This window comes from Paenibacillus sp. M-152 (assembly GCF_003856555.1).
In the GTDB taxonomy this organism is placed as follows: Bacteria; Bacillota; Bacilli; order Paenibacillales; family Paenibacillaceae; genus Paenibacillus; species Paenibacillus polymyxa_C.
Map to the genome: position 1 here is coordinate 5,456,719 of NZ_CP034141.1, position 23,299 is coordinate 5,480,017.

At 50.7% G+C, this 23,299-nt stretch carries 23 protein-coding genes and 1 riboswitch; of the genes, 1 reads left to right on the top strand and 22 read right to left on the bottom strand.

Annotation, left to right across the window (positions count from 1 at the left end):
- Nucleotides 1–26: 26 nt before the first annotated feature.
- The 4 genes from EGM68_RS23920 to EGM68_RS23935 form a co-directional block, all read right to left on the bottom strand.
- Entirely contained in the window at nt 27–653 is a 627-nt protein-coding gene (locus EGM68_RS23920; RefSeq protein ID WP_129550146.1) for a hypothetical protein, read from the bottom strand.
- A gap of 23 nt (nt 654–676) precedes the next feature.
- Entirely contained in the window at nt 677–2,347 is a 1,671-nt protein-coding gene (locus tag EGM68_RS23925) for an ABC1 kinase family protein (RefSeq protein WP_129550147.1), read from the bottom strand.
- Nucleotide 2,348: 1 nt separating this feature from the next.
- Nucleotides 2,349–2,708, bottom strand: a complete 360-nt coding sequence (locus EGM68_RS23930; RefSeq protein ID WP_013373513.1) for a phasin family protein — start codon at nt 2,706–2,708, stop codon at nt 2,349–2,351.
- A 105-nt stretch (nt 2,709–2,813) separates the two neighbouring features.
- A complete protein-coding gene (locus EGM68_RS23935) occupies nt 2,814–3,452 on the bottom strand; it encodes a ThuA domain-containing protein (RefSeq protein WP_017428602.1) in 639 nt (212 codons plus the stop codon).
- Nucleotides 3,453–3,882: 430 nt separating this feature from the next.
- On the opposite strand from EGM68_RS23935, the gene EGM68_RS23940 reads away from it, so the two are divergent.
- Nucleotides 3,883–4,332, top strand: coding sequence for an AbrB/MazE/SpoVT family DNA-binding domain-containing protein (locus EGM68_RS23940; protein WP_013373515.1), 450 nt, complete (start codon nt 3,883–3,885; stop codon nt 4,330–4,332).
- Nucleotides 4,333–4,436: 104 nt separating this feature from the next.
- Here the strand turns inward: EGM68_RS23940 and EGM68_RS23945 are convergent, their stop codons facing one another.
- From EGM68_RS23945 to EGM68_RS24030, 18 genes are all read right to left on the bottom strand, one after another.
- A complete protein-coding gene (locus tag EGM68_RS23945; RefSeq protein ID WP_129550148.1) occupies nt 4,437–5,888 on the bottom strand; it encodes a cobyrinic acid a,c-diamide synthase CobB in 1,452 nt (483 codons plus the stop codon).
- Nucleotides 5,881–6,969, bottom strand: coding sequence for a cobalt-precorrin 5A hydrolase (locus EGM68_RS23950; RefSeq protein WP_129550149.1), 1,089 nt, complete (start codon nt 6,967–6,969; stop codon nt 5,881–5,883). Before EGM68_RS23950 ends, EGM68_RS23945 begins: the two co-directional genes overlap by 8 nt.
- The gene (gene cobM / locus EGM68_RS23955) at nt 6,962–7,756 is read right to left on the bottom strand and encodes a precorrin-4 C(11)-methyltransferase (protein WP_013373518.1); all 795 of its coding nucleotides are present in this window, start codon (nt 7,754–7,756) and stop codon (nt 6,962–6,964) included. Before cobM ends, EGM68_RS23950 begins: the two co-directional genes overlap by 8 nt.
- Nucleotides 7,753–8,469, bottom strand: coding sequence for a precorrin-2 C(20)-methyltransferase (cobI, locus tag EGM68_RS23960; RefSeq protein WP_040102669.1), 717 nt, complete (start codon nt 8,467–8,469; stop codon nt 7,753–7,755). The genes cobM and cobI overlap by 4 nt, the downstream gene beginning before the upstream one ends.
- Nucleotides 8,470–8,498: 29 nt before the next feature.
- A complete protein-coding gene (cbiE, locus tag EGM68_RS23965; protein ID WP_129550150.1) occupies nt 8,499–9,755 on the bottom strand; it encodes a precorrin-6y C5,15-methyltransferase (decarboxylating) subunit CbiE in 1,257 nt (418 codons plus the stop codon).
- The gene (locus EGM68_RS23970) at nt 9,748–10,893 is read right to left on the bottom strand and encodes a cobalt-precorrin-5B (C(1))-methyltransferase (RefSeq protein ID WP_081275870.1); all 1,146 of its coding nucleotides are present in this window, start codon (nt 10,891–10,893) and stop codon (nt 9,748–9,750) included. Before EGM68_RS23970 ends, cbiE begins: the two co-directional genes overlap by 8 nt.
- Nucleotides 10,894–10,967: 74 nt before the next feature.
- On the bottom strand, nt 10,968–11,612 hold the full coding sequence (locus EGM68_RS23975) for a precorrin-8X methylmutase (RefSeq protein WP_013373522.1): 645 nt from the start codon (nt 11,610–11,612) through the stop codon (nt 10,968–10,970).
- 164 nt (nt 11,613–11,776) lie between these two features.
- Nucleotides 11,777–12,556, bottom strand: coding sequence for a precorrin-6A reductase (gene cobK / locus EGM68_RS23980; RefSeq protein ID WP_058711252.1), 780 nt, complete (start codon nt 12,554–12,556; stop codon nt 11,777–11,779).
- On the bottom strand, nt 12,553–13,602 hold the full coding sequence (locus tag EGM68_RS23985) for a sirohydrochlorin chelatase (protein ID WP_129550151.1): 1,050 nt from the start codon (nt 13,600–13,602) through the stop codon (nt 12,553–12,555). Before EGM68_RS23985 ends, cobK begins: the two co-directional genes overlap by 4 nt.
- Nucleotides 13,603–13,694: 92 nt before the next feature.
- Nucleotides 13,695–15,503 (bottom strand): precorrin-3B C(17)-methyltransferase, encoded by a 1,809-nt coding sequence (gene cobJ / locus EGM68_RS23990; RefSeq protein ID WP_090737877.1) that lies wholly within the window; start codon nt 15,501–15,503, stop codon nt 13,695–13,697.
- Nucleotides 15,504–15,811: 308 nt separating this feature from the next.
- Nucleotides 15,812–15,997, bottom strand: a riboswitch (cobalamin riboswitch).
- A gap of 57 nt (nt 15,998–16,054) precedes the next feature.
- Nucleotides 16,055–16,609: an LOG family protein gene (locus tag EGM68_RS23995; protein ID WP_013373527.1), complete on the bottom strand. Its 555-nt coding sequence runs from the start codon at nt 16,607–16,609 to the stop codon at nt 16,055–16,057.
- Nucleotides 16,610–16,807: 198 nt separating this feature from the next.
- The gene (locus EGM68_RS24000; protein WP_025675830.1) at nt 16,808–17,665 is read right to left on the bottom strand and encodes a uroporphyrinogen-III synthase; all 858 of its coding nucleotides are present in this window, start codon (nt 17,663–17,665) and stop codon (nt 16,808–16,810) included.
- A 101-nt stretch (nt 17,666–17,766) separates the two neighbouring features.
- Complete coding sequence (locus EGM68_RS24005) at nt 17,767–18,924, bottom strand: GerAB/ArcD/ProY family transporter (RefSeq protein ID WP_016324849.1); 1,158 nt, start codon at nt 18,922–18,924, stop codon at nt 17,767–17,769.
- A 43-nt stretch (nt 18,925–18,967) separates the two neighbouring features.
- The gene (locus tag EGM68_RS24010) at nt 18,968–19,192 is read right to left on the bottom strand and encodes a hypothetical protein (RefSeq protein ID WP_013373530.1); all 225 of its coding nucleotides are present in this window, start codon (nt 19,190–19,192) and stop codon (nt 18,968–18,970) included.
- Nucleotides 19,185–20,402 (bottom strand): Ger(x)C family spore germination protein, encoded by a 1,218-nt coding sequence (locus tag EGM68_RS24015; protein ID WP_129550152.1) that lies wholly within the window; start codon nt 20,400–20,402, stop codon nt 19,185–19,187. Before EGM68_RS24015 ends, EGM68_RS24010 begins: the two co-directional genes overlap by 8 nt.
- Nucleotides 20,402–22,030 carry a spore germination protein gene (locus EGM68_RS24020; protein ID WP_129550153.1) on the bottom strand — a complete coding sequence of 543 codons (1,629 nt, stop codon included), beginning with the start codon at nt 22,028–22,030 and terminating at the stop codon, nt 20,402–20,404. The genes EGM68_RS24015 and EGM68_RS24020 overlap by 1 nt, the downstream gene beginning before the upstream one ends.
- Before the next feature lie 179 nt (nt 22,031–22,209).
- Nucleotides 22,210–22,548, bottom strand: coding sequence for a hypothetical protein (locus EGM68_RS24025; protein WP_013373533.1), 339 nt, complete (start codon nt 22,546–22,548; stop codon nt 22,210–22,212).
- A 15-nt stretch (nt 22,549–22,563) separates the two neighbouring features.
- Nucleotides 22,564–23,277, bottom strand: a complete 714-nt coding sequence (locus EGM68_RS24030; RefSeq protein ID WP_025675828.1) for a pirin family protein — start codon at nt 23,275–23,277, stop codon at nt 22,564–22,566.
- Between the last annotated feature and the right edge of the window lie 22 nt (nt 23,278–23,299).

The window sequence follows — 23,299 nt, forward strand, 5'->3', positions numbered from 1 at the left end:
AAAGGCTGTTTACAGAAAGAAAACATCTATTTACTTGAAATATCGCCCGTTTTCTTTATCTGGTTCGTTTTCTTATATTTAAAATTTTTTCGCAATTGCTGCACAAGCTCCGATAGGGATTCAGCAATCTCAGAGTCTGCATAGTGCTGGAGCAAGCTCTCAAAATCAGGGAGCGCTTGCTTTAGTAGCCGACAGCTCCAGTCATAATAGCTCCAAAAAGCTACCGGATCATAGCCACGTGCTTCTTCCTCTTCCCACTCCAGTTCATCTTCTTCTGGATCACTGTCTGCCGGCCATAAATATTTCTCATCTAGCAGCATGGTCAAGGATTCCACAGACTCCTGTGAGTCCGCTTGTAGATTTTCTATGTCCAATGCTTGAACAACCGTATGGTACAACTCCAACTCACTCAGCGTGATATCCTCCGGTCTTCTCGCATGCATATTCCGCAATAAAAATAGTAGCGCCCATGGGGTAACCTGCCACAATGTACCTTGATGTTCTATCAGATCAGCGATGGCTGCATACTCCTCATTGGATATCAAATGCGGCAAGTCCGTCCCCCTACCATAAGGAGTAGTCAGGCGGTGCCACGGTACATCTGTAATTTCAAGAGTATTCATTAAGGCTGTGTTCATCTTATGAGTATCCATGACGCCTCCTTTGTAGTCGGTATCTAGAATCTTCCTGATTTAAAAATAGAATATAGTAAAAAGGCAACCATTAAGAGTGCTACGACAAAACCAATTTCAATCGCAGGTACGTTCCACAGCATGGTCGCCTGATGGTTTAATGATGAACCGATAATCAGTCCGACCATAATGATGCTGAACGCCAACAGCACAATACTGAATGACAAGCGATTACTGATCTGATCCAGCTTGCGCAAAAGCTGTTCCAGCTCTGGTACGGTAACTTCCAGTTTGAGCTTACCCTTGCTGATAATTGAGGTCAGATGCCTCGTCTGTCTCGGCAGTTCCATCAGTGTCTCCACCAGCTCGGTCGCACCACCCAACAGCTTGCCCCGAATCCGACGACCGCTGAAGCGTTCCTTCAGCAGCTTGTTGCCAAAAGGCTCGGCCAAAGCAATAATACTGAGATCGGGGTCCAAATGCTCTACGACCCCTTCCAGTGTCAGCAGCGCTTTGCCAAGCAGCAGGACATCCGATGGCAAACCAATCCGATGGCGCTGTGCTGCGCCAAACAGGTCGTTCAAGGCATCGCCAATACTGACCTGTGAGAAAGGAACATCCGAGTAATCTTCGCGTATTTTGTCCAGATCAGCTCGCAGCGCATTCAGGTCAGCATCCGGGTCGACCAGCCCCAGTCGTTCGATGGCCCGAACCATAGCATCGGTATTTTTGCGCATCAGGGCGATCATGAGGGAAGCGAGATGATTCTTCATCTCTTCGCTCAGCCTACCCGCCATGCCAAAATCCAAGTAGGCGAGACTTCCATTTCTCAGGACGAGCAAATTGCCCGGATGGGGATCGGCATGAAAAAAGCCCTCTATAAAAATTTGATGCAGCATGCTGTTGACCAGCCGCTGCGCCAGTTCTTTCAAGTTGTAACCACGGTGTAATAACTCTTCACGACTCCCCAAGTGAGTCCCGTCCAGAAACTCCATGGTCAGTATACGTGAGGAGGTATGATCCCAGTATATTTTCGGAATATAGATATGTGGGTCCTGCTCAAATTGGAGCGCAATCTTCTCTGTGTTACGGGCTTCATGGTTGTAATCCAGCTCCTGAATGAGCGATCTCCCCAGCTCTTCCACCATCTGGCGAAGCTGATAACGCTCCACCCATTCCCAGCGCTTGGCTGCCATTGCGGTCAGTTCCCGTAAAATGTCCAAATCCCGCCAGATGATGCGATTAACGCCTGGGCGCTGGATTTTAATGGCAACCATTTCACCGCTGTGCAGCTTGCCCAGGTGCACTTGCCCGATCGAAGCAGCCGCCAGCGGATCATCGTCAAAACGAACCAGTATGTTCTCTAATGACGTATCCAGCTCCTGTTCCAGAATGCCCCGCGCTGTTTCAGGCGAAAAAGGCGGTACCTGATCCTGGAGCTTGACCAGTTCGCGAATAATAGGCTCTGGCAGCAGGTCAGCACGTGTACTTGCCAACTGTCCAAGCTTGATGAATGCAGGCCCCAGGTCCTCCAGCACAAGCCGAATCCGTTCACCTAGCGTTTTCGACTCGGGGGTTTCTCTCGTCAGCCACTTGCGGGGCAGGGATAGCAGCTGGAACAGTCCCATTTCTTCCACCATATAACCAAAGCCATGACGCGCCAGCGCCATGGCAATTTCCCGGTAACGACCGGCGTGCTTCATGCGAACGGCCATTTTAATCCAACCGGTTCGCTTCTTCAGCGTCACTCGAACCCGTAAGCGCCGCCTTTTCTTTTTCCAGCTCCGCTACCTGTTTTTCCAACAATGCCACACGCTGCTCCAAACTTGTGACATCATTTTCGGTAGGTACTTCCAGTTCCTGCAAAATGCGGCTAACCTGCTCGCGGATCATGGTTTTGAATTGTCCCTGCTCCTCTGCTCCTCGTTCTATCAGACGATCGACCAGCGCTTTGGATTCCGAGGGCGCAAGTTCTCCCCGATTTACAAGATCCTCGACGGCTTTCTCCACCTTTTCTTTGCTGACAACGGTGAGGCCCCACCCCAATGAGATGGCTTTTTTGAACAAATCGCTCATAATATATCCTCCCCTACCTGTGATTACCTATAGTATAACCTGAAAAGGGGAGCCGCATAAAGCTCGCAGCTCCCCTCCCATAATGGTTGGAATGAATGATTATACTTAACCCGGAAAGCGTCCGGCCCACTTAGCAGCCTGAAGCAGCAGCTTACGGTATCCCTCGTGCTGGAAACTTGGCTGATTATGTCCAGGCATCAGGTAGACGACCCGGCCCAAGCCATAGGACAATGACCATGCAGCCGGCCACCACTGACCTTCATACTCGTATTCCATCAACAGTGTTTTTTCGGTGAATGGGTCAAAATCAAAACGATACGGCTCCTCCTGAATCTCGAACGGCTCGATCCCTTCCATAATTGGATGATCCGGCTCTGTTACCTTGAAGGAAAGCTGCTCCGCTGCCGGATGCCGCAGGAAGCGCGCTCCCATGAGCTGTGCTATTTCATAACGTCCTTGCAATGTGATTCCGTTATGCAGCACAAGCAGTCCACCTCCGCCGCTGACGTAGGACAGCAGTCCTGCTGTTTGTTGAGGAGACAGAACCTCCTTACGGCTATCACAATACGAGATGCATAGATCGAATGAGGCTAGATTTTCCTTGAGCAGCATTTTACGATTTTCACTGCATTGTACCGTCATCCAATCTTGTAAAATATGGCTAATCTCTTCGTCCACCCCTTGTAGCGGATGAAACTCTGGATATGAATAATCTCCTAGCAGCAATGCTTTTCTTTTTTCCATCATAAATCCTCCTTGCCTGACTTGTATATAAGGACTTTAAAGGCGGGTCCCGTGCCAACGGTCTCTTGTTTGTGGGGTCAAAAAGCTCTAAAAAATTCCTTTGGCCCTCATCTTTTTCCCATAACACCGCCATCGTTGTCCAAGCTACGGCATATATAAATAATTCTACAGACGGCCTATTAAATCCTTTAGCAGAAGATTATAGCATATATGTTCGCTCGGAATAAACTAATTATAAATTTATAAACATGAACGCTGGCGATTCCGCCCGTTTATGGTATACTCGTAAGAAAAAAAGTGCGTCCATGCGCTATTAGCAATGAGGGGCCGCTTTTCGTAAGAAATCTATGCTTGCGGTTATAGAATTGATAAGAATTGCCTCAAAGCTTATACATTCTATAAATCTTAAAACACTGGGGAGGTTGCATGAATGAAAAGGACTGGAATGACCCGGCCCTTGGACAGCTTGGGACGAATTGTGCTTCCTAAAGAGTTGCGCATGACGATGGAGATTGACATCGGCGATCCATTAGAGTTTTTTATTGAAGGCCAAACACTCATGCTCCGTAAGTACAAATCAACCAATTGTATATTTTGCGGTTCGGTTGATACCAACACCTATTTTAAAGATCAGTTTATCTGCGATGCATGTGCCACCTCTATGAAGACAGAAGATTTACTTCCGGTCACAGCGACTGAAACCCAGTCACCTCCACTGAAGCAAAACATGCATATGAAAAAGATTTATCAGCGCACGGATGTTATTTTGGAGAAAATGAGAGAGCTTATGGAAGAACATCCGGCATCTTCACAAAAACAACTCGCTTCCATGCTTGGCGTGAGTCAGGGAAGGATTTCCCAACTGAAAAAGCTTATGTAGGCGAATCGTCCAAAAAACAATGTATACGCTTCCATGTTATGTAAGATTTAATTCACTTTATTTAGAACAGCCGGACCCTTATAGGGATCCGGCTTTTTTGTGTTTTAGTGGTAAGCCCGACATTTTTCAACCCAGCGTGCTGCTGCCTTGGGTAGAGAAGCGAGATGAATGTGTGTGTAGGCTGCCAAAAGGTTCCCTTTGGCATAACCTTCACTCTGAAGCCCGCGCATCCCCTTGGTTTGATAGGCAAAGGGATAGGGGGCGGCAGATTCATCATAGCTCATGACCGAATAATGAAATTCATGTCCACGAATCGTCTCTCCAGCCTCCAGCAGCAAGCAATCTTGCAATGCGGTTGCTTCCCGGTATCCCAATGCAGCCCGCTTCTCCTGCATGCGAACGTCCGAAGGGATAACCCCGGCCATGTGATGGGCGTGGCCCGCACGATCCGTAAGCGTCCGGGCCAGTACCATATAACCACCGCACTCCGCGAATACAGGTATATCCTGGCTCACTGCGTTGCGGATATCTTGCAGAAAGCCTGTATTGGCAGCGATATCTGCCGCAAACTCCTCAGGAAAGCCGCCACCCAGATATAGGCCGTTGGCGTGCTCAGGGACGCGTTCTCCCGCCAGCGGACTAAAATAGACGATCTCTGCTCCCGCATGGCGCAGCAAATCCATATTTTCCGGGTAGTAAAAATTGAACGCCGCATCTCTGGCGACAGCAATGACGGGACGTTCTCCAGTCTCGGCTTCATGCCCTGCTGTTGGAAGCCGATCCGGAGGAAATAATGGGTGCTCGGGCAGCCTGAGCGGCGGAGCCGAATCCGCTAATGCCCGAAGTGCATCCAGATCCGTACCCGCGCGAATCAGCTCTGCCGCCCGTTGGAAAAGCGGCTCCAGCTCGCCGCGTTCTACAGCAGGCACCAGGCCCAGATGACGCTCGGGAATATCCAGCCCGTCATCGCGCTTTAACCAGCCGAGCACAGGAATGCCGCACTCTTGCTCGATCGCCTTTTTGACAATGCCGTAATGCCCCTGGCTACCGCAGCGATTCACGATTACGCCCACAATGCGCAGCTTGGGCTCCAAGCGCTGAAAGCCGAGCACAATAGCGGCCGCGCTGCGGGCCATGCTGCGCACGTCGACGACCAGCAATACCGGGCTATCCGTCAGTATGGCAATTTCGGTGGTCGACCCGATATTGCTGAGCGGGTCCTTGCCGTCATATAGCCCCATGACGCCTTCAATCACGCAGAGATCTGCACCTTCGGATGCGCGGATAAAGGTTTCACGCACCGTATCCGGTGAGGTCATCCAGGAGTCGAGATTACGGGAAGGCGTTCCGGTCGCGGCCGTATGATAGGTCGGATCAATATAATCCGGACCACACTTAAATCCCTGCACTCGCAAGCCGCTGTCGGCGAACGCCTTCATCAGCCCGAGCGTCACCGTTGTTTTGCCCGCACCACTGCCCGTACCGGCAACAACGATACGACTTCTGCGTGCTGCGGCAGAATCAGGCTGTACAGCCTGCTTCATATCGTCAGTCATAGGAAACCCGCGCTACAGACAACGTCATATTGCCGCTTTTTTTCTTCTCCAGCAGCCAATGGTCTGCACCGGAGGACAACAGGGCCGCTGGTTCGCTAACTCCATATGCGCCGGTATATTTGAAGACGGTATCCGACGGATTGGGAAGCTGCACTGTGTTCAGCTCTGACGGAGTGTACGTCACCAGCTCCCAGCCGTATTTGGCGCAGAGGGCAAGCAAACCTCCTTCATCCTTTTTCAGATCAATCGTAGCAATATTCCGTACGCTTTTTACAGACAAACGCAGCTCTTGCAAGGTGTCCAGCACACCAGCCTCCAGCTCCTCCAAAGCAGTTCCCCGGTTGCAGCCAATGCCAATCACCAAGCTTTTGGGACGGTACAGCACGCCATTTGAAAGAAACCTCTTTTCTTCCTCAGACTCCAACAAGCGGTCGCTCACGACCAACACGGCGTTGAACGGTTCTTGTAACGCTTCTGCCATCGAGGCATATACCTTGATATGCGCAGGTACAGGCTTGTCATAACGCCACCAGTTCCGTTCGCCTGTCTCTTGTATGAAGGCAACAGGCTCTTCGTTCACAACAGCGGCGCTTACAGGAGTAGCCTTATCGAAGCTATCGACTACCCAGCCCAATTCCCGACCCAACATGTCCACCGGAATCGTCCCCTGCACATCCGATGCAGTCGTGATTACCGCACGTGCGCCCAGTACAGCAGCTACATGACGGGTCAATTCATTCGCACCGCCCAAATGCCCAGACAGTACGCTAATAACATGTTCTCCGCGATCATCAATGACGACCACGGCGGGGTCTACCTTTTTATCCACCAAAATCGGTGCAATCATACGAACCACCGCACCGAGGGAAATAAATAAAATAATACCGTTATATTGTTTGAATAAATCCGGCAAAATCAGCTTGACCGAACCTTCGAACAATTGAATGCCACGCTCCTGCTCGTCACCACGTTCAAACTTGGACATGTAATACACGTCCGTACCCGGAAAGCTGGCTCCCAAATTGCGGACCATTTCGACTCCATGCTTCGTGATCGCCACAGCGGCAAATGGATTACTCACCAGGCTTCACTCCCTTCCGGTAGCCGTGGGTGAATGACTTATCATACAGCTTGGAACGATGTGCGTCCTTGTCCACTAGCCCCGGGTCGAGCGCCCAACCTGCCAAAATCATGGCATGCATCGTAATGCCCGCTGCGCGCAGATCGGCTGGCAATTGGGCAAGCGTAGTACGCACGATCTTTTGGTCCGGCCAGGTTGCGCGCTGCACAACTGCTACAGGCGTGTCCTCGCTCCAGCCAGCCGCCAGAAACTCAACGACTACCTTCTTCGCCAGCGTTGCACTGAGGAACAGCGCCACTGTACAGTGATGAGATGCCAGATCACGCAGTTTTTCTCGATCCGGTACAGGTGTACGGCCTTCGGCACGCGTCAGAATGACCGTCTGCGTCAAGTCAGGCACCGTTAGCTCTGCACCCAGCACGGCCGCAGAAGCAAAGACCGAGCTGACGCCGGGTACGATTTCGTAGGCTACGCCGCGCTGCTTCAGCAGCACCATTTGCTCCAAAATCGCACCGTATACTGCTGGATCACCTGTATGTACGCGGGCTACACTGCGCCCCGCCTGCACAGCCTCGCTCATAATCTCAACCTGCCGTTCCAGATCCATGCCTGAACTCTGCAGTACCTGTGCCTCGGGCTTGGCCGTAGCAATCAGCTCATCGTTCACAAGTGAATCCGTGTATAACACCACATCTGCCGTGCGCAGAATCCGTGAGCCTTTGACCGTAATCAACTCCGGGTCGCCAGGACCTGCTCCTACGATATATACTTTTGGCTCCAACGTCATTTGCTCACCACCATTAAACTCAAATATTCAAGTTCCTGTCCGCGCAACTCACGGGCGTTACGCCATACCATTTCATAAGGTGAAGTGACTTTGGTAATGACAGATGCACGATCCCCGAGGTTGAGCTCGTCCAGTACATCCAAAATCAAATCCAGTACCTTGGCAACCTTGATAAATACAACCGTATCGTGATTCTCAATGGCCCGCTTCATCGCTTCCCGCTCATCCGTAGCCGGAATAATACCGACCTGCTGATCTCCGTCTGCCAAAGGCAATTCCAGGGCTGCCGCTGCTCCCAATACAGAAGAGATGCCCGGAATAGATACAATCGGCACCTCAGGATGAAGATCCTTCATCAGACGCGCCAAGTGAATAAAGGTACTGTACAGATTAGGGTCTCCCTCTGTGACAAAGGCTACATCCTTTCCTTGACTCAGAGCCTCCCAACAAGCAACCACCGTTTTGTTCCACTCCCGCTCCAGTACAACCGGGTCCTTGGTCATTGGAAAAATGAGTCCCAACATCTCCTTTTCCTCTGGGTTAACGTATAATTCCACAATCTCGTGAGCATACGATTTGCCTCCCCGGCGTTTCTTCGGATAAGCCACAACTGCACATTCCTGAATCATGCGGTACGCCTTGACCGTAATCAGCTCGGGATCACCCGGCCCCACACCTACGCCGTAAAGTGTTCCTGTTGCCGCCGTATTCATGCTGTCTCTCCCCCTCTTGATTTACCAGCTTACTCCCCTGTTGCTCCGTCAGCCACGTCCACCGACGGCTGCCCTGTAATGACATATATCGGATTGAGTCCGTCAAAACGGGTCATATTCAAAATCGGCTTGCTACGTGCTGTTTGCAGTAACGTCACCGAGGTTTCGAGTCCTGCTGCTTGCATCGCCTTCATACCGTCATGCAGCGTCTCAATGGTTGCAGCATTCACTACAATTCGTCCATCCTTACGCAGACGCGAAGCACACAGACGAATCAGTTCTGCCAGTTCTCCACCGCTCCCGCCAATAAACACGGCATCCGGGTCTGGCAGCTCGTCCAACCCGGCTGGTGCTTTGGCATGGATCACTGGAAAATCAGTGCGGAACTTGATCTTGTTCGCTTCCACATTGGCCAAATCGCCTTCGTTCTTTTCAATGGCGAATACCTGCCCGTACTTGGCCAGCCGGGCACATTCCACAGCTACAGAACCTGAGCCTGCGCCGATGTCCCATACGATGCTTCGCTCGGTCAGTCGCAGCTCAGACAAGCTGAATACGCGCACTTCACGCTTCGTGATCAATCCTTTTTCCGGCTTGCGCTGGTGAAATTCCGCATCCTCGAAGCCAAATCCCCGGCGAATCGCCGGTACGTCTTCCCCCTTACGGCGGCGTAAAACAACCACGTTCAGGGGTTGGAAGGTTCCCTGCGACATCTCCTCCAGCGTATAATGCCGATATACCTCATCCGGTCCTCCCAAATGCTCGCCGACAAAGGCATCATATTCCGTCATGCCAAAATGCAGCAGATAAGCGGCAACCGCGGCGGGATGATTGCGGTCGTCCGTCAGCAGCGCGATCTTGTTCTGTCCGTCGATCCGCTGCGCTAGTCCGGTCATCGGACGACCGTGTACACTTTCCAACACCGCATCCTGCCAGCTTTCACCAAGACGCGCAAACGCCAGTTGAACCGAGCTGAGATGTGGTAAAATATCCAGATGCTCAGCCCCCAGCTTGGCGGACAAATAGCCTGCAATGCCAAAAAAAAGCGGATCTCCTGACGCAAGCACGACAATATCCTTGTGCTCACGCAACCGTCCCAATTCTTCCACCACGGTGGATAAGCCGCTCTTTAATGTTCGTTTTTCTCCTGCGGCTGCCTCAAAAAAGGCTAGCTGGCGCTCACCACCAACCAGCAGGTCGGCACGCTCAATTTGTTCCAGCGTCTCCTGCGACAGACCTGCCGTTCCATTTTCACCGATACCAATGACACGAATCACTCTACTCACCGACTCTCGCCCTCCCCAGCACGTTCCCTTTCATCGTTACCAGTACCATTTCTACGGTGATTCCACCACCTGCATGCTCCAGGCAATGCTGACACCCATAGGTACATAACTTTTCAAAAAAGCTCAGCGCATTCGCTTCGGTCATCATATCCGCTACCTGCGTAGCTGTATTCGCCTCAGCTACTGCCGTTGCAAGCGACTCGTCCACACCTGCCTCACGCGCAACCTCGGCTAAAAATCCAAAATCCACCGGAGCGCTCTTGGAGTGAACCATCATGACGCCCTGAGCAATCTTCGACAGCTTGCCAGGCATACCGACGAGAATAATTTTTTTCATTCCTAATCGTTTACCATGCTTGACTGCAAAGCCGACGAAGTCTCCCATTTGAATAAAGGCTTCTTCCGTCAGCTGATCATACATTTGCATTGCATATTTTTCACTGCTGCCGCCTGTGGTTAGGACAATTTCCCCGCAGTTCATCGCTTGTGCAACCGATATAGCCTGCACCACGCTGGCTTTATAAGCAGACGTGGAAAACGGAACAACCACACCGCGTGTACCTAGTATGGAAATACCGCCAAGAATGCCAAGCCGTCCGTTCAGCGTTTTCTTGGCGATTTCTTCACCGTCCGGCACACTGATAACGACACGGACACCTTTGGCCGATCCGTGCTCCTCAAGCACGCCAGATACGGCTTCCGTAATCATCCGGCGCGGCACTGGATTGATCGCTGCTTCCCCGACAGGCACAGGCAGACCTGGCTTCGTTACCCGCCCTACTCCGACGCCGCCGTCCAGCTCAATACCCGGCTCCTCCCGCCAGCTAACAGAGGCGCTAATTCTCGCCTGATGCGTGGCATCCGGGTCATCGCCACCGTCCTTGATCGTCGTGCAGGAAGCTTCGTCCGCATCCAACACAGGCTCGATCAGCTCAAACGCATGATCGAAGCCCGCGGGCAGCGATATCACCGCTTCCTTCGGCGGAATGCCCGTAATGAGCAGTTGTACCGCTCCTTTGGCTACTGCAGCCGCACAAGCCCCCGTCGTAAAGCCTGACCGCATCGGCTTGTCCGGCGCGGGAGCTTCACCACTTTTCATCCGTTTGGGCCTGTCGGCGGACGCCGCTTCCTTTTCCATGCCAATTCCTCCTTAACCTCTTCTGCTGATCATGCTCTAATTCATTTCATGATACAGCAAACGGACAACCGCGCCTAGCGGACAGCCATTAAGGAGATCGCATTCAATGCCGCTACGACAATCGTACTGCCGCCCTTGCGTCCAATATTCGTAATGAACGGAATATCCAGCTTGCGCAGCTCGTCCTTGGATTCTGCCGCCGATACAAAACCTACGGGCATACCAATCACCAGTCCGGGCTTAGCCGCTCCTTCTTTCACCAAACGAATCAGCTCCAGCAACGCTGTAGGCGCATTGCCAATCGCATAGATTCCACCTTCGCCCGCCTGAATCGCTTTGCGCATGGAAATAATGGCGCGCGTCGTGTTCAGCCTTTTGGCTTCTTCCATCACGTCCGGGTCAGATATGTACACATGAACATCCCCGCCAAATTGACGGATGCGATCCTTGCTCAGCCCCGCCTGAATCATCTGCACATCTGCCACCACCGGCTGCCCTGCGCGAATAGCTGCAATTCCGGCTTCAATGGCTTTCGGATGAAATACCATGCTGCGGCCCAACTCAAAATCAGCAGATGCATGAATGACACGCTGTACAACGGGATATTGCTCTGCTGTAAATGGATGCTCTCCCAATTCCTCTGTGATCATCGCGAAGCTTTTACCCTCAATCTCCTGCGGCTGTACCGTTAGCGGTTTAAAATCTGTTTTAAAGTCCATGGTATCGACCACTCCCTTATGGAAAATTAGTTTAGGAAAAATAACTGCTCGTGTATTGAAATAACAGATATTTCTATTAAAACACGTATTTTAAGATGACTATATTTTAGATACATGCCAGCCGTCGTTCTGGATTAACTGAACCTGTAGGAACTTGACTCAACTCAAATTGAAATCTTCCCAGTTGCTGTGCGCAGTGCATCAATTACTCCGTCGAAATGATCAAATACCGTTCCAAATTCCACTTCCGGTCTGGAAATTAAAATGACGTGGATACCCAGGTCCAGAGCAGATTGAACCTTCTCATCCACTGCTCCTGTGCGTCCGCTTTCCTTGGTGACCATCACGGTCGTACCAAAGTGCTTGTACAATGCTTCGTTCAGCTCACGGGAAAAGGGTCCCTGCATAGCAATAATATTTTTTTGCTCCATCCCCAGTTCTCCACATTTCTCCATATTGTCCAGACGCGGCAGCATACGTGCAACCAGACGAATCTCCGGATCTCCGAGTAAATGCTTGGTGAACGTGCCGAGCGTCTTACTGCCCGTCGTAAGCATGACAGAGCCTTTGAGTTGCTTCGCTTCTAATGCCGCTTCTTCATAGGAAGGAACGATATGGAGCAACGGATGATTGTCATACACTAGTCCCGTTCGCTCGTAGCGGATATAAGGAACCCCCGACTCGCGAGCGGCTGCCATCGCATTCGCATGTGCTTCCTCTGCAAAAGGATGACTGGCATCAACAACAGCCTTTATCCCCTTCTCCCGAATCATTGCACCCATTTCGTCGGCTGTCATTCGGCCTGTACGTACGTCCAGTCCTGCTTCGGACAAGCTGGCCGCCGCGCTTTCGGTTACGACCGAAGTCAATACATTAAAGCCAATGTCACGAATTTGCAGCGCCAATTCCCGTGCATCGCTCGTTCCACACAGCATGAAAATCATGAGCCATTCACCTGCCCGGTTACGTTCACTACAGACGGCGTATGTGAATGATCGTGATCATGGTCATTATGGCTGTGAGCATGGACATGATCGTGAGCGTGGTGATGTGTATGGTGCTCGTGATGATGATCATGATCGTGATGATGGTCGTGATCATGATCATGGTGGTGATGGTGGTCGTGGTCATGGTCGTGGTGATGATGGTGATGCTCCTGCGCTTCCAGACGAAACTGGCAGTTATCACAATTAGCCGTAACCTTACCGAATAAGCCTTCGTTAGCTCGCTCCAGCACCAGCTCAACCAATTGAGGATGGAAGCCAAAATATCCGCCCATTTCCACTTGTAATGCAGGGTGAGCCTCAGCAAATTCCTGGGTCATTTCTTCGATGCGCTTAATCAGCACCCCCGTGAACAGAAAATACGGAAGCACGATAATCTTTTTGGCACCCAATCGTACGCAACGCTCCAGACCATCGGGAAAGGAAGGCTGCGTCACACCGATAAAGCTGCTTTCTATCCATGTATAAGAAAGCTTCTCCCACAGCATACGGGTGATTTTGAAAAAGTCACTGTTCGCATCTGGATCGCTACTTCCGCGTCCTAATACAAGTACCGCTGTTTCTTCGTTGGATACCTCGGCAGATGCCTCCACCGCGCTATGCATCCCCGCTGGAACGGCAACTGGACGGGTCTCTTTCAAGCGGTCCAGCAGTATGCTAACGATTTTCTCGTGAACGCCAATCGGGCGTCCGTATACAAATTCCACCTGCGGATATTTTGCCTTTGCCCGATCAATAGCCATCGGGATATCAATTTTGGCGTGCACTGCTGCGAACAAAATAATCGGAATAAGAACGACACGTGTCGCCCCTTTCTCCACACACGCCTGTACTCCTTCGGCAATACTAGGGCGTGCCAACTCTAGGAAACAGGTCTCTACACACGTACCTGGCGCCCGATCTGCCACCGCCTGTGCAAATTCCAGTAGTTCCTGATTACCCTCTGGGTCCCGACTTCCATGTCCAACCAACAATATTGCATCCACTGCTGTTTGTTCCTCCTCATTTATAGGGATAGTCTACATACGCCCTATTTTATATATATGCTTGTATCCGGTTCATCAAGCCTACCAACCTATTAATCACCACAAACCGCGTTCACTTCTACTGTTGCCGGTGAATCTTCATGCCGGAAACCCGCAACGATGCCTACACGTTTGAAAAACTTATGAAAACGCTCGTTCGGATGCCCTTTTTCCTTGTATTCAGCGATAATATTCTCCACGATGTCCGTAATCTGATCACCTGGAATCCCTTCCGCTACGGGCTGAGCGGCATGAGCATTACGGCCAAATTTTTTGCCGCCGAGGAAAAGATCATATCCTCCCTTGCGGTAGACAATTCCGATATCCTCCAGCACCGCTCCATAGCAGGCCATGCCGCATCCGTTCAAAGCAATGCTCGTTTCCTTGGGTGCCTGTAATCCGCCGAGTACAACCTGTAGGTGCTCAGCCACAGGCACAGCGTCATCTTTCTCCATATTGCAGAAGTCGCACGCCTTGACCTTAAACACATCGCCGAGCGGCATGACAATGAATCGTTCATCCCGCAGCCGACCGACCAGTTCCTCAGGGTCTAGGCACGGCACGCGCAGCACGATCTGATGATCTGGCGTGTATTCCAGCTCGCCATCATCACCCGCTACCTCGGCGAGCAGTGCCATCTGCCGAGCAGTGAACTTCTTGTTTCCCACGCCAGGGGAAACCCCCACCTCAAACAGCGCAGGCTTGCCAAAGCCGCCTGACGCCTTCGCAGCCGCAGCTCCTGCTCCGGCCCCTGCTGCCGTTCCAACGGCGCTCTGGGCGGTAGGCGCTTGCCCGCTCCAGCGAGCGTTGGCTTCGCCTGGCAGCTTGCCGCCAACAGCAAGACGACCGAGCGCCTCTGCTGCCAGCGATGCTGGGGTCGCCCCGGTTTGCTTCGCAGGCGGCACCTGTACAGCAGCCATCGCTTGCGGGCGTGCCTGCGTGGCAACCGCAGCACCGCTCGCAGAAGGCCCGGTAGGCGCAGTCAGAGCTCCGCCTCCCTGCGGTGCATCCAGCGCGCGATCCTCTTGCGCGCCCAGCGACCACGGCTCCGCTTCCGTGCGAAGCCGCTGATGCGGTTTGAGCACCTGTTCGGTCGCGTCCAGCGTGTATTTACGCTGATAGCCGCGTGGAGTCACGATTAAGCCGTCATACACTGTCGTCGAGGAATTGCCGATGATTACGGTCGTCAGCATCCCGATATCATGGTTCAGCATATCTTCCAGCGTCGTCACAATAACCTGCTGACGTTCACGATAAGCACTCTTCACCAGCCCAACCGGAGTCTGCGGATCACGGTAACGAAGCAAAATGGACTGCGTCTCCACAATCTGGCGGGTACGCCGACCACTACGCGGGTTGTATAATGCAATCACAAAATCAGCCGAAGCCGCAGCTTCTACACGCTTCACGATTGTTTCCCACGGGGTCAGATGATCACTCAGACTGATCGTGCAAGCATCATGCATAACTGGCGCTCCCAACAACGAAGCACAGGATTGAATAGCCGAGATCCCCGGCACAACCTCCACCTCAACCCCGTCCTCGCGACGCCAGCCTTTTTGCATCAGCACTTCGTACACCAGACCTGCCATGCCATAGACCCCAGCATCTCCACTGGAAATGACGGCTACCTTCTTGCCCATCTCTGCTTGGCGAACCGCCTCCTGCGCACGGCTCACTTCCTCTGTCATCCCTGTGCGTACAATCTCCTGTCCGTTCAACAACGGACGGATCAAATCAACGTAGGTATTGTAGCCGATAATGACCTCACTTTCGGCCAGCGCATCCAACGCACGTTTTGTGATATGTTCCATATCTCCTGGTCCAAATCCAATCACCAGCAATTTTCCTAATGGGCTCATCGTGCTCCTCCTATCATCCTTTTCAGGGCAGCTATACTATCTATTTCAATAATTTGTGGCATCCTGTAACTCGAAAAAACCCCATCCTGCCCGGATGGGGTTCCTATGTACGTATCTCTCTCATCAGACGAAACAGCGTAAGAGGACAGTCTTGTCTTCCTCCAATCTGCCGTTGTTTTCCATCTGTTTTGTTTGCGCTTCAAACGCTGCTACACGTTCATATCCACGCAAACCTGTAACCAACATGGAAAAAGCAACGTGTGCCTGATTTCCTGATTTCGTACACCCATCCTCTCCGCGAAGGTTAACGGTGCATACAGATCAAGGTAGGTCTCCTGGCTTGGCATCAACGGATTCTTTCGTCTTCCCCGTTTTGTACGAGTGACCATTTAAAAGAATCCTCTTCCTTACAGTGGCGGGACCGCTCGGGACTTGCACCCGATTCCCTGTTACCCTTTGCTCAACCGCAAAGGCACCTTGTCTGTCCGCTATTTGATTATGGGTCTTATCATAACCTTGCCTCAATCAGTTGTGCAAGCACGAAAAAAGCTTTATTTCAAGTTCTCTGCCTTATTTTTCAGCATATGCAGCAATTCATCCGGGTCCGCAGAGATACTCAGTAGTGCTGGATGATCAGCTCCGGTAAACCCTTCCTGCACGCTATGACGTACCATTTCTATCAACGGGTCAAAATATCCATTCACATTCAGCAGCCCAATGGGCTTGCGATGTATGCCGATTTGCGCCCAGCACAATACCTCGAACAGCTCCTCAAAGGTTCCCAAGCCACCCGGAAGGGCTATAAACGCATCGGCCATCTCGCTCATCGCCGCTTTACGTTCATGCATGCTTGCTACCTCAATAAACTCGGTAACTCCCCGATGAATGATCTCTGCATCGAATAATAGGGTGGGCATAATGCCGGTGACCTGACCGTCACCCGCCAGTAGTTCATCCGCCACCTTACCCATCAGCCCCCTGCTGGAGCCACCATAAATTAGACGGATATGCTGGCGAGCCATAGCTTCACCCAGCTTGCCTGCGGCCTCAACATATACCGATGAATGTCCAGGTCTGGACCCTGCAAATACACAAATAGAATTCATAAACGTCTCAGCTCCTGTCCTCAATATCATGCATCGAAACTTATTCATTATATTAGATAAATATTTTCGCTATAACAAAAAACTTTGTCGATGCATGTCCAACAAAAAAAGATAAAGACCTCGTAGGCCCTTATCTCTATTTTACGCTTTATTAGTAAATATAAGTTCATTTTAGCTTACTGCATTATCATTTCTAGCTCATTTCAAATGACCGTTCACGCTTTTCAGACCACAGCCATGCACCGAATCACTATGTTCAAAATATTTGCCCAGCTCCACCATCATCGCACCCATGCGCTCTTCAGTTGGAAACACGATTCGTTCAATCCCTTCTTCCAAAATGGATTGTGCGGTCACCTTGCCCACCGATACAGCAATTACATCTTCACGAAAAGCTTCCAGTAAATCCTCAAATCGATTTTGCTCTCTGGCATATTGGGCCAAAAATCGGATTTGCGGGCCACTCGTGAACGTAACGGCATCAATCGTACGGTTTATAACATCATCTAGTAACGCCTGCAATTTTGCTTCTGCAGGTGGGATATGCTTATAAGGAAGTACTTGGCGGGTCACTGCGCCCTGCTCATCCAGCCACTCTACCAACCGGGGGGCCGGGTCTCCATGCAGTTGCAACAGCACTTCCTTCCCCTTCAGATCATATGGGGCAAAGGCCCGTGTCAATCCGATCAAACTTCCGTCCTCGTCCCGTACTGCTGGCGTAAAGCCACGCTTTTTGAGTCCATTGACCGTCTTGTAGCCCCGTGCTGCAATGTTGGAGGATTGCAGCAGCTCTATAATCTGCTCGGCCACGCCCATATCCTCCGCCATATCGAACAGAGCATCCAGTCCCATACCGGTCGTGAAGATGTACCAGTCCGGAGGGTTCTTCACCCATGATACAACAGCGTTGCGCAGCTCGATATCATCTAGAAAAACAGTCCCCTGGGCCGGACGCTCTACTGGCTCGCCCCCCATCTTCATAACTAGCAGTGCCATTTCTTCTGCTTTACGGGGACCGGCAAGAGCGACTCTCTTACCTGCCATGCGTTGTGCCATGCTGTTGCCTCCCTTGTAGAAGTCATATTTCTTTCTACCAAGTATACAATCAGAGAGGCAAAACACAAATAAGAATTACTTTTTCGATAAATATAGTAATCTTATAAGTGGGTGTGTCCTGTTTCGCTTTCCTGCTGGCCTTCTTTCTGATCACTTCTATCCCTCTCCCTACCAGAAGAGGACTTATCATCGTTGCCACTCCCTTTAAATTTGGGCCGTAGCAACATCCACAGCAAGAAGGGCATGAATACAAAAAAAATGACCATCACCGCAGTCCATTCCCGGCTAAAATCATAAATTTGTACGATATTGGAGAACAGCATAAACGAACAGACATAACCTAACAAACCTACGGGCCAAACCATCAGACTCCCCCAGACATGGGCAAACATACGCTTTACCGCCAAACTGGTAACGTACAGATCAACTCCAATCTTCGTAAGAAAGGTGGGTACGGTCAGTGCTGCCACGAACAAGTCGAACCGATCCAGGAAGTCCGTTAGCTGCAACTGACGCACCAGTTCATACGATGGATAAAACAGTCGTGACAAGATAGGAACTCCAATCACTAACTCCGACAGCAACACCAGCATGATCAGAATAGCGGTTCCGAGTAAATGCCCAAACCATGCACTACGTCCATTATAGCTCTTCCCAGAAATCACAAAGGGAACGATCATGATATCGGCCATATATCCGAGCATGCGCCAGCTACCCTTGATCACTCCATCTACCTCCGGATGTAAATAGGGTCTCAGCATTGAAAAATCCATATTACCTCCAAAAAAAAGCGGCATAGTCAACAGCGTCACAATCAACAACGGGACAAAAATCTCGGTCATATTGATGAGTGTACTCATTCCACCTTTAACCATAAATACCATAGTCAATAGCACAATAAGAGATACGACCACAATCGGAGTCAGCGGCAAAAGCACCACCTCCACCAGATCGGTAATAATCCTCAAATCCCGCGCAAAAATGATCAGGAATAAAATAAGGTAAATTGCAAGCAGTAAACGCCCCAGCACAGGGTGAGAGCTTACCATCGCCTGCATCAGATCCTGATCAGGAAAGCGCCGCTTGAGTCTCAACATCGCCCAAATCGGCAAGCATAGCACAATAGCCGCAATTACACAGGTCCAGTAGGCATGCTGATTCGCGTGATCTGCTGCCTGCGCTGGAGCATGTATAAGAGTAATACCGACCTCCATTAATATACCAAGCAGCACAATTTGTCTGGTTGTGAACTGTTTCATGCAGGTACATCCTCCTTTTTCCCGCAGGCATCCATTACACGATTTACAACGCGGTGGGGAGCCACATGTCAATAAATCGGGTCAGCCAAGTAGCCACATAAACAGTGCTCTTCGTCGATGTGCCGTAAATCCAGATACCAATGCTAATGACATACAGTACGCGGGAGACCCAGCGATTGACGGCAGGTGCATTGCTAATACGTTTACGGTCAATCAGATACATGAAGAGCATAGCCAGCAATAAAGGTAATAGAAATACTTTATTCATTCTGGATTTGCTCCTTTTTGACCCCGAATGGTTTGGTGACCGCACCGATATTCTCAATATGGACGACCGGATCTATGGTGACCTCCACCTTGGGATACAATTGCTCCCACTGAGGTTTAATCCGTTTCCACTCATCCGGGTGATTCGTAATTATAGCCCGGCCCAAGCCAAGCACGTCTGAATGATACTTTTGCTGGATTTCCTTGACGGCCTCTCCCAGCTCCCTCTTGATTTCCTCGACCGTCTGCTGCTCCAGCCACTTCAAATTTTCCTCTCTGGAAATATCGAAGCTCGTCTCATTTTCCTTCACATTCCCATTGCAGTTCATATGAATAGTCATTCGAATTTCGTTCCCCCGAATAAAGGGCTTGATATGGACTTTATTTTCGATGAGATGCACAGATATGTAACCTCTACCTTTGGGAGGGGGGATAAAAATTTCTGTTTCCTTGGCTTGCTCCATACCCAACAGTAGAAACCGGCTGAGGTGATTATCAATAACCCCTGTTAACCTGTCTTGTCGAAAGACAGCCAGTCCATCGACCTGAATATTTGTCTTCTTGTCTTTAAGACTATCAGGCCCATTCTTCACCAGAGACATTACCGGCACTACCGGATCAATGCCTTCCAGCAGGACGGAATTCATCAGCAATTTAACGGAACGAGGGTTCTTCATATAGGAAAAGTTGAGCTCACGCACCATTTCTGCTGGATATTGCTCAATCGGAGCATCTGCCTGAAGCATTTCCATCGCTGACCCCTTTGTGATAACAACAAGGGAAGACAGGCGGTTCTGCGGAATACGTGCAATGACATCCATCATTTTGTTAATCCCTTCTCGTGCCAGCGTCTCCCCGAGCAGCAGCACCCGTCGATGAGAATAATTCAGCGTCCGCGAAACCTCTCGCTGTTCCTCAGTACTTGCTCCCCGAAAGCTTGGACCTGTTTTGGACTCCAGGTAGTAGGACTTCGTACCACTTGTACCTCCCCCTCCTCCTGTGCTGCCCGAAGATCCGAGCTGTCCGGGCAGAGCAATTTGCATCGTTACCCGGTATTGATCGCCTTCCTTATCAAGCCCGGTACCCATCACAAAGGCCACATCATTCACTTCACGACGATCCCAACATCCTCCCAAAAGAACAGAACAAAGCAGTAGACAACAGAGTACAGCTACTTTACGCATTTGCTGTGTATTCGATGTGGGCTTCATCACCATCCCTCCTCGGTTTTAGGCGATCCATTCATCTCTTTCTTCGCTCGTTTGTTGTTGTCTTTACCAATCCATGAAGGACGTTTGGTCATTTTCCACCAAGGTGCACGGACGATAATATCCTTTTGATCCATATGGTTGTACGGGCTATATCCACTCATATAAGGGACACCAAACGATGTTAGCTTGGTTAGATGCGTAGCAATCAGCGTTGTCGCAATAATGATGCCAAACAATCCAAATAAACCAGCCATCAGCATGATTGGAAATCGCAGCAGACGAACCGTAATGGCAAAATTAAAACGCGGTATGGTAAACGAGGCAATACCTGTGAGCGACACAACAATGACTATAGGCGCCGATACGATCCCTGCCTGTACTGCGGCCTGCCCAATAACGAGCGCACCCAGGATACTGACGGCCTGACCGACCGTTTTGGGGAGACGAATCCCAGCTTCTCGCAACGCCTCAAAGGAAATCTCCATCATCAACGCTTCCACCAGTGCTGGAAAAGGGATGGATTCCCGAGCCGCCGCAATACTCAAGATGAGCGTCGTCGGCAGCATGTCATGATGATAGGTTGTCACCGCTACATATAATGCTGGCAGAAAGAGAGCCATGATGAGAAAAAGAAACCGAATCCAGCGCACCATATTACTGATGAAGAAGCGCTCGTAATAATCTTCGCTCGCTTGCATCATTTGCCACATCGTGACTGGTCCAATCAGGGCAAAAGGCGTTCCGTCCACAAAAATGGCAAAACGCCCTTCCAGTAATTGCGCGGTGACGGTATCCGGACGTTCAGTGTATTCCATTTGCGGAAACGGCGAATATGGGTGATCTTCGATCAGTTCCTCAATATATCCAGTCTCTAGAACACCATCAATTTCAATATCGCTGAGGCGCTTTTTAACATCCTCCACCAGCTTCGGATCTATGATCCCTTCAACATAGGTAAGGACGACACTCGTTTGAGTTTCTGTTCCGAGGGTCATGCTATGCATCTTGAGCTTGGAGGTCTTCAGCTTGAATCGTAGCAGTGCCGTATTCACGCGAAGTGTTTCAGTGAAGCCCTCACGCGGCCCGCGAATAACAGCCTCGGTCTGCGGTTCCTCCACACCACGGCGGACGCCTCCCTTGGCGCTGAAAATATAAGCACGAGCCGTTCCATCTACGAACAGAGCGGCATTACCGTCCAGTATCGCTGCCGATACCTGCTTCCATTCATCCATCGTTTTGGTCTGGGACATGGAAATACGAGTCTCATCCAGCGGCTCCAATTTGCCGTTCACTTCAGGGTCCTTGAGCATCATGCCCAAGATGACAGGCCGCAGGATATGATCCTGCAAATCTTCTGATTTTACCGTACCTTCGAAATATGCCAACAACCCTTTTCGTTCAGGGGAAATCATGAGCTCTCGGTAGACGATATCAGAGCATTCCTTGAAAATATCACGCAATGCGACCCTATTGTCTTCCAGACTGCTGCGCAGTGGCTCTTCTAGCCATGAAGACTCCGGTAGCCCTTTAGGCACACGAGAAGAATTTCGTGTTTTGCGCTCACCGGTTGGAATCGCTCTCCGGCTCCACGGTAGCTTTGGCAACTTGGGAAAGCGCCCTTTCTTCATCGTTAGTCCCCCCTTTACGAATAAACCGATCAGGTAATATGAGATATAGGATGTACCAGCCTGCAAAGGATTATGTATCCAATGAACTCACCATCTTGAACACATAGCAAAAAGACCCTGCAATGATGCAGAGCCTTCGAAAATCGATTATACATTCGAACATTTATGATTAAGAAGATTTAGTCTCCCCAATACTCCTCGGGATGGTATTCAATCTCAGAACCAGCTTCAAACGTAAGCTCACCGATCTGAGCATGATATTGCACACTTTCCGGGGTGACGTAATACCAATGCTTTACCACGGGTCCACCGTCTGCGGGCGTTACAAAGCGAAATACGTTCAGCTCCTCGCTGAAACGCACAATCGCCTCCGCTGCCTCACGCGGCAACTCTTGAAGTGTGAAGCGAAACACGCCGTCCGCCAATTCCAAACGACAATCAAAACGCTGCTTGCGGCTGTCTGCAAAGCTTCGCCCCGTGACAGCATGCTTGATCAGCCACGTTTCCTGCTGCGCCATTGTGCGCACCTCCTTTTAGGGCAAATCAATCAGCATATAAAAAACAGAATCTTCTGCCTTCAGTGATAGCTTCGGCTCCTCCTCTATACGAGCAGAATCACGCCCTTGCAGAAGATATTCACCGTTCACACGCAGTGAGCCCTCGATGACGAACAAGAACACGCGCCGACCCTCGGCCTGTGTGAATTCGACTTGTTCCCCGGGCTGAAGTTTGCTTAAATAAATCGTTAAATCCTGATTGATTGAAGCTATTTCACCCTCCGTGCCTGGTACACGCTTTCCAGCAACAACAGGCAGAAGCTGACCGTGCAGACGCTCCGTATTGAACGCTGTAGTCTCATAGGAAGGTTGCAATCCTCTCGTGTGCGGACTAAACCACAATTGCAGCAGACTGACATCCTCGGTTTGCGAAGCGTTGTGCTCCGTATGAATGATGCCATGGCCCGCTGACATTCGCTGAATGCCTCCAAAACGGGTCACCGCCACATGTCCACGGTTGTCTTCATGACGCAGTTCCCCATACAGTACAATGGAGACAATCTCCATATCGCTGTGCGGATGCGCCCCAAAGCCCCGGCCCGGTGTGATGACATCGTCATTACAGACACGCATAGGACCAAACGCTGTATTGTTCTCATCCTGATACTCCGCGAATGAAAAGCTGTGGCTCCCCCGCAGCCATCCCTTATCGAAGCTGAATCGGGAAGCAGCCGGATATATTGTAAACATAATAGCCCTCCTTCAGGATGAA

Excerpts from the sequence above, each read along its gene's own strand:
- EGM68_RS23920 (WP_129550146.1), bottom strand. The coding sequence starts at position 653 with ATGGATACTCATAAGATGAACACAGCCTTAATGAATACTCTTGAAATT.
- EGM68_RS23925 (WP_129550147.1), bottom strand. The coding sequence starts at position 2,347 with ATGGCCGTTCGCATGAAGCACGCCGGTCGTTACCGGGAAATTGCCATG.
- EGM68_RS23930 (WP_013373513.1), bottom strand. The coding sequence starts at position 2,708 with ATGAGCGATTTGTTCAAAAAAGCCATCTCATTGGGGTGGGGCCTCACC.
- EGM68_RS23935 (WP_017428602.1), bottom strand. The coding sequence starts at position 3,452 with ATGGAAAAAAGAAAAGCATTGCTGCTAGGAGATTATTCATATCCAGAG.
- EGM68_RS23940 (WP_013373515.1), top strand. The coding sequence starts at position 3,883 with ATGAAAAGGACTGGAATGACCCGGCCCTTGGACAGCTTGGGACGAATT.
- EGM68_RS23945 (WP_129550148.1), bottom strand. The coding sequence starts at position 5,888 with ATGACTGACGATATGAAGCAGGCTGTACAGCCTGATTCTGCCGCAGCA.
- cobM (WP_013373518.1), bottom strand. The coding sequence starts at position 7,756 with ATGACGTTGGAGCCAAAAGTATATATCGTAGGAGCAGGTCCTGGCGAC.
- cobI (WP_040102669.1), bottom strand. The coding sequence starts at position 8,469 with ATGAATACGGCGGCAACAGGAACACTTTACGGCGTAGGTGTGGGGCCG.
- EGM68_RS23970 (WP_081275870.1), bottom strand. The coding sequence starts at position 10,893 with ATGGAAAAGGAAGCGGCGTCCGCCGACAGGCCCAAACGGATGAAAAGT.
- EGM68_RS23975 (WP_013373522.1), bottom strand. The coding sequence starts at position 11,612 with ATGGACTTTAAAACAGATTTTAAACCGCTAACGGTACAGCCGCAGGAG.
- cobK (WP_058711252.1), bottom strand. The coding sequence starts at position 12,556 with ATGATTTTCATGCTGTGTGGAACGAGCGATGCACGGGAATTGGCGCTG.
- cobJ (WP_090737877.1), bottom strand. The coding sequence starts at position 15,503 with ATGAGCCCATTAGGAAAATTGCTGGTGATTGGATTTGGACCAGGAGAT.
- EGM68_RS23995 (WP_013373527.1), bottom strand. The coding sequence starts at position 16,609 with ATGAATTCTATTTGTGTATTTGCAGGGTCCAGACCTGGACATTCATCG.
- EGM68_RS24000 (WP_025675830.1), bottom strand. The coding sequence starts at position 17,665 with ATGGCACAACGCATGGCAGGTAAGAGAGTCGCTCTTGCCGGTCCCCGT.
- EGM68_RS24005 (WP_016324849.1), bottom strand. The coding sequence starts at position 18,924 with ATGAAACAGTTCACAACCAGACAAATTGTGCTGCTTGGTATATTAATG.
- EGM68_RS24010 (WP_013373530.1), bottom strand. The coding sequence starts at position 19,192 with ATGAATAAAGTATTTCTATTACCTTTATTGCTGGCTATGCTCTTCATG.
- EGM68_RS24015 (WP_129550152.1), bottom strand. The coding sequence starts at position 20,402 with ATGAAGCCCACATCGAATACACAGCAAATGCGTAAAGTAGCTGTACTC.
- EGM68_RS24020 (WP_129550153.1), bottom strand. The coding sequence starts at position 22,030 with ATGAAGAAAGGGCGCTTTCCCAAGTTGCCAAAGCTACCGTGGAGCCGG.
- EGM68_RS24025 (WP_013373533.1), bottom strand. The coding sequence starts at position 22,548 with ATGGCGCAGCAGGAAACGTGGCTGATCAAGCATGCTGTCACGGGGCGA.
- EGM68_RS24030 (WP_025675828.1), bottom strand. The coding sequence starts at position 23,277 with ATGTTTACAATATATCCGGCTGCTTCCCGATTCAGCTTCGATAAGGGA.